The organism is Ensifer sp. ENS08, from assembly GCF_014852195.1.
Classification (GTDB): Bacteria; Pseudomonadota; Alphaproteobacteria; order Rhizobiales; family Rhizobiaceae; genus Ensifer; species Ensifer adhaerens.
Window position 1 is genome coordinate 1 of the sequence record NZ_JACVBF010000004.1, and the last position, 17,417, is coordinate 17,417.

Below are 17,417 nucleotides of genomic sequence, written 5' to 3' on the forward strand. Positions count from 1 at the left end.
GCATGTGTTAAGCCTGCCGCCAGCGTTCGTTCTGAGCCAGGATCAAACTCTCAAGTTGAGAATTCAATCATTGGCATTACGTCACGTTCTGAATCGACGAGAACTCACACCTTGTCTTCAATCAACAGCAATCCAAAGATCGCCATCGAGAAAACAGGTGTAGTCTCTTGTTAAAACGTGACCGCCAAAGTCTCTTTCCGAAAGAACCCCTAAAGGTTCCCCACGAGCTCCGCCGCCCACGTTTCTCTTTCTCTATATTCAATTGTCAAAAAACCGACGAACTCACCGTCCGTCAAACCGTTTCCACAAAGCCCAGAACGCTCGTTCCGAACCCCTCAATCAGCACCAAGCCAATCAGGAAACTCTAGAGCGAAGGTCGTCGTCGCCAGCAGCGCCGCCGCCCTCGTCAGTGATCGGGCTTATAGACCCCCATCCTCACAGACGTCAACAGCCACGTTCAAAAAAACTTCAAAAATCGACAACTCTCTGAATTTACACAATAATTCCAGCTGTTGATAAACTAGGTCGATTTTGATCCGCGAGACCGCGGTCTTTCGGTCCGCAAATCACTGCCCTTGGTTGCAAGATCATATATCGCCACAATCAGGCAGGATTTAGGAGCGCGACAGGTGCCTAACGTCTGTGGTCGGCAGTGCCATTTCACGGGTGAAATGGCCGCGGTTTTCCCTGACGCTCTGCATCAGGAATTCGCGCACCGCCCTTACCCGCGGGACGGCAACCAGGTCTCTATGGCAAACCAGCCAGTAGGTGCGCTTGAGCTCGATCTCTTCCGGCAGAACGATCTCCAGGTCGTCTTCCTGCTGCGCGATGAAGTGTGGCAAGACGCAAAGGCCCAGCCCCTGCCGCACGGCCTTCAACTGCGTCAGGATGCTCGAACTCTGGAAATGGGCATGCAGGCCCGGCTGCAGCTCCCCCAGGTAATCGAGACCCGGCGCGAAGATCATGTCGTCGATGTATCCGACGAAGCGGTGTGCGGCGAGATCGTTGCGCCCGGTGATCGGCGGGTGCTTCGAGAGATAGCTGCGCGCGCCATAGACATGCAGCGTATAGGGCGTCAGCACCTCGGATTGGTAAGGCCCAGTCTTCGGCGCCGTCAGCGCCACCTGGATATCCGCCTCCTTGCGCGACAGAGACATGATCTGCTGGATCGCCAGCATCTCCAGGGAGACGTTCGGATAGCGCGCCGCAAAGTCCGCCAGCCGGTCGGCCAGAAAGAAGTTGCCGAAGCCTTCGAGTGTGCTGAGACGGACGACGCCGCGTTGCGCCGTCAGACCGTCATTGATGTCGAGCTGCAACTGTTCGGTCTCGCGCTCGATCCGCTCGGCGGTTTCGACGAAGCGCTGGCCCATGCCGGTCAAGATGTAGCCGCGCGGATTGCGCTCGAACAGCTTGACCTTGAGCGCGAATTCCAGCCTGTCGATGCGACGAGACACCGTGGCATGGCTGGTCCTCAAGCGCCGCGCCGCCGTCGACAGTTGCCCGGTGCGGGCCACCGCCAGAAAGAACTGCAGATCGTCCCAGGTGAAATTCGGATTCATGCTTACTCCCCGTCTGTCCGAAAATGAACAGATCCTGTTTTGCAATTTACGGTTCCGGACGCTTGCATCCAAGCGGTTTTTTCCCGATTGTACGCGTCAGAGCGGACATCTGAGGAGCATGTCTGGCCAAATATGAACAGACCGAAACGAACGCCCCGGCGGCCACCATCCGGCGCCGGAGTATTCCTGCGTTCGTTCGCGGCGGCTGACGGTTCAGGAAGAAGACAAGATGACGAAGCTCAAGAATGCGGCGCCGGGGCGCGGCTGAAGGAGCGATGTCGCCCGAACCCGGGATCTGAAGGGTCGCGCCGTACATATCGAGGGAGAACCATGGACATATACGACTTCATCGTCGTTGGGGCAGGTAGCGCCGGCTGCGTGCTTGCCAACCGCCTTTCGGAAAACCCGGGGCATCGCGTGCTGCTGCTCGAAGCCGGCGGCCGCGACAACTACCATTGGATCCACATTCCGGTCGGCTATCTCTATTGCATCAACAATCCGCGCACGGACTGGTGTTTCACGACCGCAGCGGAAGAGGGCCTGAACGGCCGTTCGCTCGGCTATCCCCGCGGCAAGGTGCTCGGCGGCTGCTCGTCGATCAACGGCATGATCTATATGCGCGGCCAGGCTGAGGACTACGACCACTGGCGCCAGCTCGGCTGTACCGGCTGGGGCTGGGACGACGTGCTGCCGCTCTTCAGGAAATCCGAGGACCACTATCGCGGTGCCAACGAGATGCACGGCGCCGGCGGCGAATGGCGGGTGGAAAAGGCGCGCGTGCGCTGGGACGTGCTCGACGCTTTTCAGAAGGCGGCAAGCGAAGCCGGCATTCCCGAGACGCCGGATTTCAACCGCGGCAGCAACGAAGGCTCCGGTTATTTCGATGTCAACCAGCGTTCCGGCATCCGCTGGAACACCGCAAAGGCATTCCTGCGCCCGGCGCAGAAGCGCGGCAACCTCACAGTTCTGACCAAGGCGCATGTGCGCAAGCTGATCATCGAGGGCGATCGCATCGCCGGCGTTGAATTCCAGCATGACGGCACAGTCAAGCGCGCCGGCGCAACCCGCGAAACTGTGCTCTCCGCCGGCGCGATCGGCTCACCCCATATCCTCGAACTCTCCGGCATCGGCCGTGGTGACGTGCTGCAGGCAAACGGCATCGAGCTTCGCCACGAACGCGCCGGCGTCGGCGAAAACCTGCAGGATCATCTGCAGCTGCGCATGGCCTACAAGGTCACCGGCGTGCCGACGCTCAACGAAAAGGCAAACTCGCTGTTCGGCAAGGCGTCGATCGGGCTCGAATATCTGCTGAAGCGTTCCGGGCCGATGGCAATGGCGCCGAGCCAGCTCGGCATCTTCACCCGCTCCGGACCGGAAAAGGAAACGCCGGATCTGCAGTATCACGTGCAGCCGGTGTCGCTCGACAAGTTCGGCGAGCCGGTTCATTCCTTCCCGGCAATCACCGCCAGCGTCTGCAATCTGCGCCCGGAAAGCCGCGGTTCGGTACATCTGAAGGGTCCGGATTTTGCCGCCGCACCGGACATCAGGCCGCGCTACCTGACGGCGGAGGCCGACCGCGATGTCGCGGTCAGCGCCATCCGGTTGACGCGGCAGATCGTCAAGCAACCCTCTTTCGCCCGCTTCAACCCGGTCGAGTTCAAGCCGGGCCCGTCCTACGAGACCGAGGAGGACCTGAAGCGCGCGGCCGGCGATATCGGCACGACGATCTTCCATCCGGTTGGGACCTGCCGCATGGGCGCCGATCCGGAGAGCGTCGTCGATCCGGAACTGCGCCTGCGCGGCCTGAAGGGATTGCGCATCGCCGACGCCTCGGTCATGCCGACGATCACCTCGGGCAACACCAATTCGCCGACGATCATGATCGCCGAAAAGGCGGCAACGATGATCCTGGCAGTCAATCGTTAGGCGTCAGCGGCAAGGGCGGGCTGCACTCGGGCGCCCGTCGAAGATGCTGATTCCATGCCGGATTCGGCCAGCTAGCGGTGTCGGATAACGGTAAACTGGCCGAAAAGCGGCGCGAAAAGCTTAAATCTCAGGCGTTGAGCCCCTATATCAGGTCCTGATGGCTCGGTTTGAGCCCAAGCAAGATTTAGGGGTTGTGATGGCAATGCAGCGATTTGGGCGTTTTGGACGAACTCTGGCAATGATGGCGATCGGCATGGTCGTCGCGCTGACCGTTGTGGACGTCGCCGAAGCGCGGCGTTCGGGCGGCGGCTTCGGTAGCCGCGGCACCCGCACCTTCTCGCAGCCGCCGGTCACCCGTACGGCGCCGACCAACGCGGCACCGATCGACCGTTCGATGACGCCGCGCCAGGACGCAGGCCCGGCCGCGACCAATCCGGCAGCCGGCCAGACGCGCCCGAACGCCACCCAGCCGAATGCCCGTCCGGGCTTCTTCAGCGGCTTCGGCGGTTCGCTGCTCGGTGGCCTGATGGTCGGCGGCCTCATCGGCATGCTGATGGGCGGCGGTTTCGGCGGTGCTGCCGGCTTCCTCGGCCTGATCGTGCAGATGCTCCTGATCGGTGGCCTGATCATGCTCGCCATGCGCTTCTTTAACCGCAACCGCCAGCAGACAGCCTATGCCGGCCCGTCCGAGCGCTCGTCGGGCCAGCAGCCATCGAACGGCATGCCGTCGTTCAAGATCCCGAGCATCGGCGGCGGTCAGGCAAGCGGTCAGGTGCAGGCTCGACCCCAGGCAGCCCCTCAGGCGGCGCCCGTCACCGACGGCCCGGCCGATGAAATCGGCGTCCAGGGGTCTGACCTCGAGCAGTTCGAAAAGATGCTGAAGGACGTGCAGGCGGCTTACGCCGCGGAAGACTACGGCACGCTGCGTCGCCTGACGACGCCGGAAGCCATGTCTTACCTAGCCGAAGAGCTCAGCGACAACGCCACGAGCGGCGTCAAGAACGATGTGCGCGACGTGCACCTCGTTCAGGGCGACGTCGCCGAAGCCTGGTCGGAAAACGGAACCGAATTTGCGACCGTCGCCATGCGCTACGAGAGCATCGACGTCATGCGCGACCGCACCACCGGCAAGGTGATCAGCGGCGATCCGGACAATCTGACGGAAGCCGTCGAGCTCTGGACTTTCGTGCGCAAGCCGGGTGCCGAATGGCAGGTTTCGGCGATCCAGGGCGTCAGCCACGACTGACGCACAGCAAAGCCTATAGAAAAGGCCCGGTCGGCGTCGCCGCACCGGGCCTTTCCGTTTTCAGGCTTGTCCAATCACACGGCCGCGGGGGCCACAGTCGGCGGCGCGAGGATGCCGGTGATCAGATCCCGCAGCCAGCGATGGGCGGGGTCGCCGTCGCGCCGCCGGTGCCAGATCTGCCGGAAGGCGAAGGGCGGGATCGCGAAGGGCGGCGCGAAGATGGCGAGTGGCCCAGCCCCCCTGTCGCGGGGCAGGATCCGGCGCGCAACCGTAAGCACGAGGTCGGTTCCGGGAACGAGACCCGGCGCCGCACTCCAATGAGGCAGGGCCAGCGCAATGCGGCGCTTGTGTCCAATAGCCGAAAGCGCAAGGTCGATCTCGTTGCCGGTATCGCCACGCAGGGAGACGAGAATATGCGGCCGCTGCAGATAGGCCGAAAGATCCATCGTCGTTTCGCCGCCGAGGCTCGCGCGATCGGCCAGGCAGGCGAAGTGCTCCTCGAACAGCAATGATGTCCTCAGATCCTCGGCAAGCGTCGGGAAAACCCCGAGCGCCAGATCGATTTCGCCGTCGACGGCCTGTGCCATCATCACTTCGCGGCTTGCCTGGCTGACGAGGATATCGACGTTCGGCGCCTGCCGGCGCAGCACGGTCATCAGTTGCGGCAGCAGCACAAGCGCAGCGTAATCGGACATCGCCAGCCGGAAGACGTGGGGCTCGCGCGCCGGATCGAACGGCTGAGACCCCATGAGCAGACGCATATGCGCGAGCGCTTCGGCAAGCTGCGGCGCGATCTCCAGCGCCCGCACCGTCGGCTCGAGCTGGCCGCCATGGCGAACCAGCAAGGGATCGTCGAACAGAGCACGCAACCGCGCCAGCGCATGGCTGACGGCAGGCTGGCTCTTGTTCAACCGCAGAGCCGCGCGCGAGACGTGGCGCTCCGCCAGGAGCGCGTCGAGCACCACGAGCAGGTTCAGGTCGAATGCGCCAAGATTATTCATCATACGAATATAGCACGTGAAGAATTGGAATTTCCATTCCCAAGATAGATGATGGAGGATCGCCGCAACAAAAAGGAAAAACAATGCCCAATCTCTCCTCCCTCCTGTTGCTTGCCGTGGCGATCTTCGCCGGCGCCGTCGTCCCCCTCCAGGCCGGCGCCAATGCCAATCTTGGCCGCCTCCTCGGCCATCCGCTCTGGGCGACGGTCGTCTCGCTCGGCGTCAGTCTCGCGCTCATCCTGCCGATGCTGATTGCCTTCCGGGCGCCGTTGCCCAGCCTGGCTGTGGCATTCAAGGGTCCGTGGTGGATCTGGGTCGGCGGCCTCGCCGGCGTGATCTACATCACCGCGGCTCTCCTCCTTGCGCCGAAGCTCGGCGCGGCAAGCTTCATTGTCGCCGTCATCGCCGGCCAGATGGTCATTTCCATGTTGATCGATCACTACGGCCTTATGGGTTTCCCGCAAAAGCCGGTCAATGCGGCGCGGCTGACCGGCCTGTTCTTCATCGTCGGCGGCATGGTGATCACCCAGATCGCCAATGTCACGCCGGCCTTGGCCAACGCGCCGCGATAGCACAGAGCCGCATCTCGGCAGCGGCAGCCATGACGATCAAGGCTGCCGCTTGTCACCTGAGAAGCACCCATGGTAGATGGCTGACCATGTCGAGCGAACCCCATTTGATGGCCTGATTTGCCCCGCAAGGCGGGGCTTGCATCTGTGAGCCCAGAACCGTCCGCCTCTTGCGCGGGCTTATCCTGTTCGCGTTCGATCTCATCAAACCTGCCCAATACAGCAGACCCGAGATCGATTGCGTCTCATCGGGCTCTCCTATGGACAATTCCAATCTTTGGGGCGATGCCGCCTTCCGGCGCATCAGCCTCGTCCTCACCGTCGATTCCTTCTGCTCCTGGATGCTCGTCGCCGCGTTGCCGCTCGTCGTTGCAAGCCGCTTCGGCGCCGGTGCGGAACTGGTCGGCAGTCTTGCCTTGCGTCTGCTGCCGAGCCTCCTGCTTGCGCCAATCGTCGCCTCGCTCCTACGGCGCAGCGGCCCGCAGCTTCCGGTGCTGTGCTGCCTGTCGGTGACCGCCATCGCCATTCCCGGCCTTGCGTTCGCGCCGGACGCAATGACATTGCACATGATCGTCCTGGTCATCGGCGCTGCGGACGCGGTGATCACGCCGGGTCTGTTGATGCTGCGCGCCGCCGTCGTTCCGGCCGGCCGCAACATGGAGGCCAACACCGCCTTCCAGGCGATCGACCGCTTCGCCAAGATTTTCGGTCCGCCGGCGGCGGGTCTGGCAGCTGCCTCCACCTCGATCGTGACAACCCTTCTTGCGCTGTCCCTTGCCCAGATCGGGGCAGCCCTTCTGCTGGTGCTTCAACCACGCGACAAGCCGGTGCAAGAGAACGCGGCACCCTCGCACGCATCGGGCTTCGGACGGGAAACCCTTGCGATGTTTTGCGAGAACCCCTTGCTCTGGGCTTTGCTGCTCCCGGCCTTCGGCTACATGGTGTCGCTCGGGGCACTGCAGCCGTTCCTGTTCTGGCTCAATCGTGACCAGTTTCATCTCGGCCCGGAGATGTGGACCTTGCTTCTGGCGGCACAGGGCGCCGGCGCCCTGATTGGTGCCGTCGTCTCGCACCGATTGGCGGGGGCTTTGACCAGTACGCAGGCGCTGCTTCGCGCCTATCTCCTCTCCAGCCTGCTCGAAGGCCTTTCGACCTTCGCGCTGATTTTTGCCCCCAAAACCCTGGTGGCCAGCGGACTGCTGATCGTCGGCGGCATACCGGAGATGATCGCTTTCGCCACCTACTTTACCCTTGTGCAACGCTGCCTGTCCCTGGAGCGCCAGGCGGTGTTTTACGCCGTGAGCTTGCCGCTCATGGATGCCTGCTTGATCGCCGGCATCGTCTCGGGAGCCTTCTATACCAGCGATCTCGTGACCCTCGGGCAGTTCTGGCTCTTTGCCAGCGCCTGTGCCGTGCTTCCGGTTCTGCCGTTCCTCGCGTGGCGCGGGTCGGCGACCGACCGTCAGAGCAGTGTCTCGCGGCAAAAAGATCAACGCCAGCCGTAACTTACGGCTGGCGTGTTTCACTTTGACTGGCCATACTCGCACCGGGCTATAAAGGGGTATTGCATGCAGGACCGGTTGTTCATCGATGGCAAATGGGAAAAACCGCGGCGCGGCGGCACGCTCGACGTGATCGATCCGGCGACGGAGGAGATCATCCATCGTGCGCCTGCGGCAACTTACGAAGACGTGGACAGGGCCGCAAAGGCGGCCCGCATCGCCTTCGACAGCGGCCCCTGGCCAAAACTTTCGGGCAGCGAGCGCGCCGCCTATCTGCGTGCAATCGCCGCCAAGATCGAGGAAAAGCGCCACTCGCTGGCCCGGCTCGAAGTCGCCGACAACGGCAAGCCGCTGCCGGAAGCATTGTGGGACATCGACGATGCCGCAGGCTGCTTCCGCTATTATGCCGGCCTCGCCGAGGAACTGGACACCAGCCCTGAGGAGGCGATCGCCGTCGGCGACAGCCGCTTCACGTCACGCGCCGTGCGCGAACCGCTCGGCGTCGTCGGCGCGATCACCCCGTGGAACTATCCGTTGCTGATGGTGTCGTGGAAGGTGGCTCCGGCGCTGGCCGCCGGCTGCACCATCGTGCTCAAACCGTCGGAGCTGACACCGCTGACGGCACTTGAGCTCGGCGTAATCGCCGAGGAAGTCGGGCTGCCGGCCGGCGTGCTCAACATCCTCACCGGCACCGGCCAGGACGCCGGCCAACCGCTGACCGAGCATCCACTGGTCGACAAGCTTGCCTTCACCGGCTCCGTCGTCACCGGCCGCAAGGTGATGATGGCCGGTGCCCAGGACATCAAGAATGTCAGCCTCGAACTCGGCGGCAAGTCACCCTTCGTCGTCTTTGCCGACAGCGACATCGACAAGGCCGTCGAATGGATCATGTTCGGCATCTTCTGGAACCAGGGCCAGGTCTGCTCGGCGACCTCGCGCGTGCTCGTCGAGGAGACGATCTACGAGACCGTCGTCAAGCGCCTCTGCGAAGAAGCGGCGAAGATCACCATCGGCAATGGTCTGCAAGACGGCACCCTGCTCGGGCCGATCGTCTCGAAGGGGCAGTACGACAAGATCATGGGCGCGATCGACCGCGCCCGCCAGGACGGCGCCACGGTGGCTGGCGGCGGCGGCCGCCCGGCCGGCCTCAACAGCGGCTACTTCATCGAACCGACAGTGCTGACCGATATGCGCGAAGACAGTTACGTCTGGCGCGAGGAGATCTTTGGTCCGGTCGTCTGCGTCAAGCCGTTTGGCGAAGAGGCCGACGCGATCCGCATGGCCAACGACAGCCGCTTCGGTCTTGCAGCCGCCGTCATGTCGGCCGACAGGGACCGCTGCGAGCGCGTCGCCCGCGCTTTTCGCGCTGGCATCGTCTGGATCAACTGCTCGCAGCCGACCTTCACCGAAGCACCCTGGGGTGGCTACAAACAATCGGGCATCGGCCGTGAGCTCGGCCGCTGGGGCCTTTCCAATTATCTGGAGACCAAGCAGATCACCAGTTTCGACGCCGACGAGCCCTGGGGCTGGTACATCAAGGGATAGCGCCGATCGGGGCGTGGAGGTCAGCGTCAAATTCCCTTCATGCGGCTGTGAAATAAGCCGACTAACGATGGCATCACGCAAAGTTGTCGTCGAACACACGCAATCCGGAGGGTCAGATGAACAGGTCGAACGACGAGATCGAAACGCAGGACTGGCTGGAAGCAGAACTGGCCGACACGCTCGACGAGGACTACGAACTCGAGCTTTCCGAACCGGCGCTGTCGGAAGAGATCCGCAAGATCTACCGCAAGAACCACCCGCCATCGATCCCGCGCATCGATTACTTCCGCTCGCTGCTGAAGTTGCAGTCGGAGCTGATCAAGCTTCAGGACTGGGTGGTCCATCACAAGGAAAAGGTGGTGGTGATCTTCGAGGGCCGCGATTCCGCTGGCAAAGGCGGCGTCATCAAGCGCATCACCCAGAGGCTCAATCCCCGCGTCGTGCGTGTCGTCGCGCTGCCGGCACCGTCCGACCGCGAAAAGACGCAATGGTATTTCCAGCGCTACGTGCCGCACCTGCCGGCCGGCGGCGAGATCGTGCTCTTCGACCGATCCTGGTACAACCGCTCCGGCGTCGAGCGCGTCATGGGCTTCGCCACCGAGGACCAGGTCGAGCAGTTCTTCGACGACGTGCCGGAATTCGAGCGCATGCTGGTTCGCTCCGGCATCCGGCTGGTGAAATACTGGTTCTCGATCACCGACGAGGAGCAGCAGATGCGCTTCCTGGTGCGCATTCACGACCCGTTGAAGCAGTGGAAGCTGTCGCCGATGGATCTGCAGTCGCGGGTGCGCTGGGAAGGTTACACCAAGGCCAAGGAGGAGACCTTCGCCCGAACCAACATCCCGGAAGCGCCCTGGCATATCGTCGAAGGCAACGACAAGAAGCGCGCCCGTCTGAACTGCATCGACCACCTGTTGAAGCAGATCCCCTACGAGGACGTGCCGCACGAGGAAATCTCCCTACCGGAACGCGTCTTCAACCCGGATTACGAGCGCAAGGTTCTGCCGCCGGAACTCTACGTGCCGTCGAAATACTGACGCACGCGGGCAACTGCCCGCGTCTGCAGCCGTTGAAAGCAAGGCGGCATCCGCCCGCCTCGCTTGCAATATCCCCGCGAAAATCAGAGATTGCCGTGAAACGCCAGTTTCATGGACATCGCATGAGCCCGAAAGAACGTTCCTTCCTCACCCGTGTTCGCCAAGTGCTGCCGGAACTGCATCCGGCCGAGCGGCGGCTGGGCGACTTCCTCTGCGATTTTCCAGGCGAGGTCGCCAGCTACTCAGCCCAGGAACTGGCGGCGCTCGCACATGTGTCGAAGGCGACGGTCTCTCGCTTCATCCAGCGGCTCGGCTACGACAATTACGAAGAAGCGCGTCGGCATGCCCGCGCCGACAAGCAGACCGGTTCGCGCCTGTTCCTTGCAACCGCCACCGACAGCGGCGGCGAGCAGTCGCTCACGTCCCATGTGGCGCAGGGCGTGGCCAATATCGAAGCGACCTTTCTCGCCATTTCCGAAACCCAGGTGACGGCGGCGGCAACCGCCATCCTTGGCGCCCGCAAAGTCTGGGTCATCGGCTTTCGCGCCAGCCATTCCTTCGCCACCTATCTGCAATGGCAGATGACACAGGTGGTCGAGCACATCTCGGCCATTCCCGGCGGCGGCCAGACGCTCGGCGAACATCTGGTCAGCATCAACAACGACGACGTCGTCATCCTTTTCGGCCTGCGCCGGCGCGTCACATTGATGGAACCGATCCTCGCGCAGCTCGAAAAATCGGGCGCAAGGCTGCTCTATATCACCGACGAAGGCGTTCCCTTCCTCAACCAGGCAGAATGGCATTTCCGCTGCCAGACGCTAGCGCCGGGGCCCCTGTTCAACCACGTCTCTGTGATGGCGCTCTGCCATCTGCTCACCACGCGTTGCATCGAAATCGCCGGTCCCGCCGGCCGAAACCGCCTGCGCGGCATCGAGGCGATCAACGACGCGCTCGACGAATTGTGAGCGCCGATTGGGCATTTGCCTGAAACGGCAGAACATTTTTCGAGCACAAGAAATCTGGGTTTCAACCGCCCGTTAGAGTGCAATTTGTCGCCAAGCTTTTGACGGCAAACGAGAAACTGTCGTTTCCCACCGAGTGGCACGAAATCTGCATTCCATAACCTGGGTTGCGAGCGGCCAATTCCTTTCGCAGCGCGTCATAGAATCTCCTATGAAACTCAGATTTCATGCTGTAGATTTCATGAAACTGAGTTTTCACATTTTCACGTTGTTAAGCCATAAAGGGGAACGAACCATGGCAGCGGAAAATATGGTACCGTCCGGCAGGTCATCGCCGGTCATCAGACAGTTGGAATCAGCCTTCACCAAGATCGGCGTCACCGGCGCCCACAAGCAAATTCTCGCCCTCGTGCTCATCGGCTGCCTGTTCGACAGCTTCGAACAGAACACCATCGGCGTTGCCGGCCCGATCCTGAAAGAACATTGGGGCCTTACCGGCACCGACATCGGTTTCCTCAACACCATCACCTTCGGCAGCGCGGCGATCGGCCGCCTGCTTTCAGGCATCCTCGGCGACCGCTACGGCCGACGCGTGATGCTGACCATCAACCTCCTGCTCTTCACCATTGGCTCGGCCGCCTGCGCCATGGCGCCGAACTTCGCCACGCTCTGCTTTGCCCGTGCCATCGTCGGCTTCGGCGTCGGCGGCGAAATCTCGACGGCCGTTACCATGCTGTCGGAATTCTGCTCGCCGAAATTCCGCGGCACGGCGGCCGGCCTCGTCAATGTCGGCGCCGGCGGCTTCGGCAACTTCCTGGCGCCCGCCTTCGGCCTGATGATCTTCACCCTCTTCCCGGGTGAAAACAGCTGGCGCTGGCTCTTCGCCGCCCTCGCGCTCCCGGCTCTGCTCGTCGTCTTCTACCGCCGCTTCGTGCCGGAGACCCCGCGCTTCCTGGCTTCGCAGGGCAAGATCGACGAAGCCAACAAGGTGCTCTCCATCCTTGCCTCCGGCTCGTTGCGCCCGCGCAATCTCAAGGTCCAGGAGTATCTGACCAAGGATCACCTGAAGGACGAAGAGCCGGCCAAGAGCGACTGGAAGGAACTCTTCCGCGCGCCCTTCATCGGCCGCACGATCCCCGTCGCCATCGCCATCCTGATGAGCTACGGCGCCCAGCTTTCCGTGCTGACGCTGATGCCGATCATCTTCGTCTCCATGGGCTACACGCTGCAGGGCAGCCTGCTCTACAGCATGATCATCCAGAGCGGCAGCGTGCTTGGTGCCATCGCCGCCTCGATGTTCGGCTACTACTTTCCGCGCAAGAAGGTGCTGACGCTCGGCGCCGTGTTCGCCTGCCTCGCGGCGGTCTCGATCGCCTATCTCGGCACCAACATCTATCTGGTGCTGATGTTCGGCGCGATCTTCCAGTTCTTCGTGCTGCTGCTCAACACCTCGATCTGGATCTATGCGCCCGAACTCTTTCCGACCCGCATCCGCGCCTTCGGCGTGGCGCTGATCCTGGCAACCGGTTCGGCCGCGGGTTCCTTCGTCCCCACCATCGCCGGCGCCCTCTTCGACGTCTACGGCATGGTCGGTGTCTTCGGGCTTGCCGCCGGCATGTATGCGGTCTTTGCCTTCTGCATCCAGCTCGGCCCCGAAACCTACGGCATGTCGATGGAAGACCTCACCCAGCCTGCCGATGCCGACCTGGCAAAGGCTGACACTTCTGAAATCAAAGTCGGCGTGGAACTGAGAACGTGAGCGCACATATCCTTCTGATCAACCCGAACAGTTCGCGTGCCACGAGCGACATGATGGTCGCCATCGCACGCCGGGCGGCATCAGGACGCATGGCCGTGGCAGTCGCCACGGCCATGCGGAACCCGCCGATGATCGTTACACCGGAGCAGCTGGACGCATCCGCTGCCGAGGTCGTCGAGATCGGCGAAAAGCATGAGGTCGGATGCCTCGGCATCGTCGTCAGCGCCTTCGGCGATCCCGGCCTTGCCGCGCTCAAGCACCGGCTCGATATCCCCGTCATCGGAATCTGTGAGGCCTCGATGATCGAGGCCTCACAGGGCGGCCGCAAATTCGGCGTCGCCACCACGACGCCGGAACTGATCCAGGCGATCGACGACCGCGCCCGCGATCTCGGCGTCTGGGAACAATATACCGGCATCCGTTGCACTTCGGGCGATCCGCTGGCGCTTTCCGCCCACCCGGATCGGCTGCTTTCGGCTCTCGGCGAGGCGGTCCGCCAATGCATCGAGCTCGACGGCGCCGAGGCCGTCATCATCGGCGGCGGCCCGCTCGGCCAGGCGGCCGACGAGCTCCAGCCGATGTTTTCGACGCCGATCATCGCCCCCATCCCGAGCGCAATCGGCCGCATGCTCGACCTGATGCAGGTCGCCGCCTGACAGGCACTCCTCATCGCAGACACCCAAAAGGAGTATGGATCGGGCGGCGCTAATACCTGTTTCCGCCGGCCGCCCTGTGGTATTTTCGCCCTTCCTAATTGGCGAGACCGAAGCTGGGGCGGAGGTTACGCGATGAAATCTCTCTTTGCTTCGCTGGTCGCGGTGGCGTTCTTCGCCGCGGCGGCGAACGCGGGTCCTTTGCATGACGCGGCACGGGACGGCGACACGGAACGCGTCAAACAGTTGCTCGATCAGGGAACCGATATAACCGAGCCGGATGCGGCCGGTGAACCGGCGCTGTTGATTGCCGCTCTCAAGGGTCGCGCCGAGGTCGTCGCCCTTCTCATCGACCGCGGCAACGACATCGAGATCCGCAACAAGGGCGGTCTCACCGCGCTTCACGCCGCGGCCTATGGCGGCAATCTCGAAACCGTCAAACTACTCGTCGCCAAGGGCGCGGCGGTCAACGACGTCGCCAACTTCTACAAGATGTCGCCTCTGCATGCAGCAGCCGAAGAAGGCCACGCCGAAGTGGTCGCCTTCCTGCTTGCCAACAAGGCAGACATCGAAGCCAAGGAGCGCAACGGCTATACGCCGCTCACCCAGGCCGGCTGGCGGTCCTATTGGCCGGCCGCCGAACTTCTGTTGAAGGCCGGCGCCACCTGCCAGAAGGCCGAGCTTGTCGGCGAATGGCTCTACGGCGAATGCACGAAACGTCAATAGATCCGGAAACGGAGGAAACGGCATGTCTCGACACTCCATACGATTTATAATCGCGGCGACAGCGGCGTTCCTTGCGCCGGCCGTCACGTCACTGGCAGAAGAGCCCGTGAACACCGGCTACTTCGGTGACGTGGCGATCAAGGGTTACGATCCCGTCGCCTATTTCACCGAGAACAAGGCTGTCGAAGGATCACCCGAATTCAGCTATCGCTGGCTTGGCGCCACCTGGCAGTTTGCCAGCGCCGAGCATCGCGACCAGTTCATCAAGGAGCCGACCCGCTATGCGCCGCAATATGGCGGCTACTGCGCCGATGGCGTCTCCTTCGGCACGGTCACGACCAACATCGATCCCAAGGCCTGGCGCATCATCAAGGACAAGCTCTATCTCAGCTACGATCCGGGCGCAGCCGACGGACTGGTGAAGAACCCGAACAAGGTGGTCGATTCGCGCAAGCACTGGTCCGAGGTCGAGCAGACGTTGCTCACCGAGAAGGCGAACATCAACTGGACGCAGCCCCGGCCCTGAAGGCCGGCGGCTCGGCGATGACAACCGTCACTTCTCGATCGAGAAGAACTTCAGCGACTGCGGCGTGACATTGATGTAGTCCGCCGTGCGCTCGCCCTTTGCCGTATTGCGGTAGACATAGCCGCAGACCATGCGGTCGAGAAAATAGCCGTCATATTTTTCGCAGAGCTGGTTGCCCTTCACTTCAATCCGACCGGTGATGTTGGTGTTGCTGGTGCGATAGGCGGTGTTGCCGTCCTTGTCGAAGAACTGGGCAAAGCCCGTGCCGTTCTTGTGCACGCCGACCCAGGTCTTGTCGGTGGTCAGTTGTTTCAGCTCGGCCGGGCCGAGCCGGTCGCTGGCGGCGCCGACGAAGCCGAAGGGCCATTCCGGAATACCGGCGACGCGAAGGCCGAAGAGGTGGCGATAGAGATCCTCTTCGCGCCAGTAGTCGTAGAGATAGCCGTAGTAGCTCAGGTTCGTGTCCGGGAAGAGCTTCAACAGCTCGGCCGCTTCGGCGGCCGCACTCTGCTGGTCGCCGCGCTGGGCATAGGCCGACGCCAGATACTCCCGCACCGCCTCCGCCTTTGGCAAGGATGCGCCGGCCGCTTCGATCAGGGGGATCGCCTTCTCAAGGTGACGCGTCGTGTAATAGACGATGCCCGAAAGCAGCTGCAGGCTCGAAGATGGCGACGGATCAAGCCTCAGCGCCCGCTCGATATCGTCGAGCGCCTGCTCGTGTTCACCGGTCTGGGCCAGTATCAGCGCCAGATTGGCGAGCGCCTCGGCATCCCCCGGCTGCGCCGAGACGGCTCGAAGCGCCGATTCCTTTGCCTCAAGGGGACGGCCGTCCACCAGTTGCAGCAGCGCCAGCACGGTATGGGCGCGGGCGTTGTTGGCGTCGAGCTTCAGGGCCTGTCCCGCCGCATCATAGGCGATCTTGCGCGCCACGGCCGCGGACCAGAGATAGTTGTAGTCGTTGCGCCAGACGTCGACGGCGACCCGGGCGATACCGGCATGCGCATCGGCGAATTTCGGATCGAGATCGATCGCCCGCTGATAATAGGAAAGCGTCTGGCGATAGGTGTCGACGTCGCGCCAGATCAAGCCCTGCTGCTCGGCGCGCATGTAGTTGTCGTAGGCCTCGAGATTGTCCGTCGGAATGCGCGCCAGCTGGTCGCGTTCGCCCTCGCTGAGCTTGACCTCGAGCGCTGCGATGATCTTGCCGATCACGTCGTCCTGAACCGCAAAGAGGTCGGCGTATTGCCGATCGTAGCGCTCGGCCCAGAGCGAAAGACCGCTCATCGCATCGATCAGCTTTACGTTGATGCGCAACCGCTGGTCCGCCCGCTGCAGCGTGCCCTCCAGCACATAGTGTACGCCAAGCTCGGCGGCCACGTCCTGGATCTTGTCGGTACTGCCCTTCAGCGCGAACACCGAATGGCGCGCGATGACAAAGAGGCCGGACACTTTCGAGAGTTCTGTGATGAGATCGTCCGTCAGCCCCTCGGCCAAATGGTCGTGATCGCTGTCGCCGCTGACATTGATGAAGGGCAGCACGGCAACCGAAGGCTGGTCCGGCAGCGGATAGGCGAAGCGCTGCGCCATCCCCTCCTGCCCGATCCACGTCCACGGCTGCCACCAGGCGACCGCAGTCGACAGCGCAATCGCGACGAGACCAACGACCGATCCCTTCACCCAGGCCGCATTGTGTCGAGGCTTCTCGACAACCGTCCTGCCGGCGGCCCCCGGATCGAGGAGGACCCGGTAAACCCGGATCGGCTCGGCAAGCCCCTTGACCGTCTGTTGACCCAGGGACGCAAATCCGACTTTCAGCTTGGAGCTGACCTGGTCGTAAGCCGTGCCGGAGATCGCAATACCACCCGGCTCGGCAAGTCCCTGGACCCGATCGGCGATGTTGACGCCGTCGCCATGGATGTCGTCACCCTCGACGATGATGTCGCCAAGATTGATGCCGATGCGGAAGTCCAGCCTCTCGCCATTTGGCGCCTTGTCGGCTTCCGCCTCCGCCTTGCGCCGCTGGATCTCGACTGCGCATTGGGTCGCGTCGACAACGCTGCGGAATTCGACGAGCAGGCCATCGCCCATCGTCTTCACCAGACGCCCGTGATGCTCGCGGAAAAGCGGCTCGAGAATATCGCCGAGATCCGACTGGAATCGCAAGCGCGTCCCTTCCTCGTCCAGCCGGCTCAAGCGGCTGTAACCGACGACATCCGCGATCAGGACGGCTGCGAGACGGCGCTCCATCGACGGGCTCTCAACGTGCGATGTACTCCAGCGGCAATGGTACCGCAGCTTGGCGGGCGGCGCCATCGGCACGCATGGATGAGACGCGTCGACCAGGCCGTAACCGTTACGTACTTGCAGGACCTCGCTGAAGTGCCACGATTACAGGCGATCATCCGA

Annotated in this window: 14 protein-coding genes; 11 read left to right on the forward strand and 3 right to left on the reverse strand. The window is 62.7% G+C overall.

The genetic code is table 11. The features are described 5' to 3' along the window. Window positions 1-614: 614 nt before the first annotated feature. Window positions 615-1,559 (reverse strand): LysR family transcriptional regulator, encoded by a 945-nt coding sequence (locus IB272_RS12050; RefSeq protein ID WP_060582919.1) that lies wholly within the window; start codon window positions 1,557-1,559, stop codon window positions 615-617. Window positions 1,560-1,889: 330 nt separating this feature from the next. On the opposite strand from IB272_RS12050, the gene IB272_RS12055 reads away from it, so the two are divergent. Next, complete coding sequence (locus tag IB272_RS12055; protein WP_060582918.1) at window positions 1,890-3,485, forward strand: GMC family oxidoreductase N-terminal domain-containing protein; 1,596 nt, start codon at window positions 1,890-1,892, stop codon at window positions 3,483-3,485. Window positions 3,486-3,681: 196 nt separating this feature from the next. Next, entirely contained in the window at window positions 3,682-4,731 is a 1,050-nt protein-coding gene (locus IB272_RS12060) for a Tim44 domain-containing protein (RefSeq protein ID WP_060521345.1), read from the forward strand. A 74-nt stretch (window positions 4,732-4,805) separates the two neighbouring features. Here the strand turns inward: IB272_RS12060 and IB272_RS12065 are convergent, their stop codons facing one another. After that, window positions 4,806-5,735: a LysR family transcriptional regulator gene (locus IB272_RS12065; protein WP_246810351.1), complete on the reverse strand. Its 930-nt coding sequence runs from the start codon at window positions 5,733-5,735 to the stop codon at window positions 4,806-4,808. An 80-nt stretch (window positions 5,736-5,815) separates the two neighbouring features. Between IB272_RS12065 and IB272_RS12070 the strand changes: the two genes are divergently transcribed. The 9 genes from IB272_RS12070 (at window position 5,816) to IB272_RS12110 (ending at window position 15,011) form a co-directional block, all read left to right on the forward strand. Beyond that, window positions 5,816-6,304 carry a DMT family transporter gene (locus tag IB272_RS12070; RefSeq protein ID WP_060521346.1) on the forward strand — a complete coding sequence of 163 codons (489 nt, stop codon included), beginning with the start codon at window positions 5,816-5,818 and terminating at the stop codon, window positions 6,302-6,304. A gap of 257 nt (window positions 6,305-6,561) precedes the next feature. Beyond that, window positions 6,562-7,806, forward strand: coding sequence for an MFS transporter (locus IB272_RS12075; RefSeq protein ID WP_060582917.1), 1,245 nt, complete (start codon window positions 6,562-6,564; stop codon window positions 7,804-7,806). Window positions 7,807-7,869: 63 nt separating this feature from the next. Continuing rightward, the gene (locus IB272_RS12080) at window positions 7,870-9,348 is read left to right on the forward strand and encodes an aldehyde dehydrogenase family protein (protein ID WP_060582916.1); all 1,479 of its coding nucleotides are present in this window, start codon (window positions 7,870-7,872) and stop codon (window positions 9,346-9,348) included. Between the two features lie 116 nt (window positions 9,349-9,464). Continuing rightward, complete coding sequence (ppk2, locus tag IB272_RS12085; RefSeq protein WP_060582915.1) at window positions 9,465-10,385, forward strand: polyphosphate kinase 2; 921 nt, start codon at window positions 9,465-9,467, stop codon at window positions 10,383-10,385. A 122-nt stretch (window positions 10,386-10,507) separates the two neighbouring features. Further along, a complete protein-coding gene (locus tag IB272_RS12090; RefSeq protein ID WP_034802348.1) occupies window positions 10,508-11,350 on the forward strand; it encodes a MurR/RpiR family transcriptional regulator in 843 nt (280 codons plus the stop codon). Between the two features lie 292 nt (window positions 11,351-11,642). Next, the gene (locus IB272_RS12095) at window positions 11,643-13,106 is read left to right on the forward strand and encodes an MFS transporter (RefSeq protein ID WP_034802351.1); all 1,464 of its coding nucleotides are present in this window, start codon (window positions 11,643-11,645) and stop codon (window positions 13,104-13,106) included. Then, the gene (locus tag IB272_RS12100; RefSeq protein WP_034802354.1) at window positions 13,103-13,762 is read left to right on the forward strand and encodes an aspartate/glutamate racemase family protein; all 660 of its coding nucleotides are present in this window, start codon (window positions 13,103-13,105) and stop codon (window positions 13,760-13,762) included. Before IB272_RS12095 ends, IB272_RS12100 begins: the two co-directional genes overlap by 4 nt. A gap of 132 nt (window positions 13,763-13,894) precedes the next feature. Beyond that, window positions 13,895-14,485, forward strand: coding sequence for an ankyrin repeat domain-containing protein (locus tag IB272_RS12105; protein WP_034802356.1), 591 nt, complete (start codon window positions 13,895-13,897; stop codon window positions 14,483-14,485). A 22-nt stretch (window positions 14,486-14,507) separates the two neighbouring features. Then, window positions 14,508-15,011: a YHS domain-containing (seleno)protein gene (locus IB272_RS12110; RefSeq protein ID WP_246810352.1), complete on the forward strand. Its 504-nt coding sequence runs from the start codon at window positions 14,508-14,510 to the stop codon at window positions 15,009-15,011. Between the two features lie 27 nt (window positions 15,012-15,038). Here the strand turns inward: IB272_RS12110 and IB272_RS12115 are convergent, their stop codons facing one another. After that, a complete protein-coding gene (locus IB272_RS12115; RefSeq protein ID WP_060582914.1) occupies window positions 15,039-17,258 on the reverse strand; it encodes an adenylate/guanylate cyclase domain-containing protein in 2,220 nt (739 codons plus the stop codon). Window positions 17,259-17,417 lie beyond the last annotated feature (159 nt).

Excerpts from the sequence above, each read along its gene's own strand:
- IB272_RS12050 (WP_060582919.1), bottom strand. The coding sequence starts at position 1,559 with ATGAATCCGAATTTCACCTGGGACGATCTGCAGTTCTTTCTGGCGGTG.
- IB272_RS12055 (WP_060582918.1), top strand. The coding sequence starts at position 1,890 with ATGGACATATACGACTTCATCGTCGTTGGGGCAGGTAGCGCCGGCTGC.
- IB272_RS12060 (WP_060521345.1), top strand. The coding sequence starts at position 3,682 with ATGGCAATGCAGCGATTTGGGCGTTTTGGACGAACTCTGGCAATGATG.
- IB272_RS12065 (WP_246810351.1), bottom strand. The coding sequence starts at position 5,735 with ATGATGAATAATCTTGGCGCATTCGACCTGAACCTGCTCGTGGTGCTC.
- IB272_RS12070 (WP_060521346.1), top strand. The coding sequence starts at position 5,816 with ATGCCCAATCTCTCCTCCCTCCTGTTGCTTGCCGTGGCGATCTTCGCC.
- IB272_RS12075 (WP_060582917.1), top strand. The coding sequence starts at position 6,562 with ATGGACAATTCCAATCTTTGGGGCGATGCCGCCTTCCGGCGCATCAGC.
- IB272_RS12080 (WP_060582916.1), top strand. The coding sequence starts at position 7,870 with ATGCAGGACCGGTTGTTCATCGATGGCAAATGGGAAAAACCGCGGCGC.
- ppk2 (WP_060582915.1), top strand. The coding sequence starts at position 9,465 with ATGAACAGGTCGAACGACGAGATCGAAACGCAGGACTGGCTGGAAGCA.
- IB272_RS12090 (WP_034802348.1), top strand. The coding sequence starts at position 10,508 with ATGAGCCCGAAAGAACGTTCCTTCCTCACCCGTGTTCGCCAAGTGCTG.
- IB272_RS12095 (WP_034802351.1), top strand. The coding sequence starts at position 11,643 with ATGGCAGCGGAAAATATGGTACCGTCCGGCAGGTCATCGCCGGTCATC.
- IB272_RS12105 (WP_034802356.1), top strand. The coding sequence starts at position 13,895 with ATGAAATCTCTCTTTGCTTCGCTGGTCGCGGTGGCGTTCTTCGCCGCG.
- IB272_RS12110 (WP_246810352.1), top strand. The coding sequence starts at position 14,508 with ATGTCTCGACACTCCATACGATTTATAATCGCGGCGACAGCGGCGTTC.
- IB272_RS12115 (WP_060582914.1), bottom strand. The coding sequence starts at position 17,258 with ATGGAGCGCCGTCTCGCAGCCGTCCTGATCGCGGATGTCGTCGGTTAC.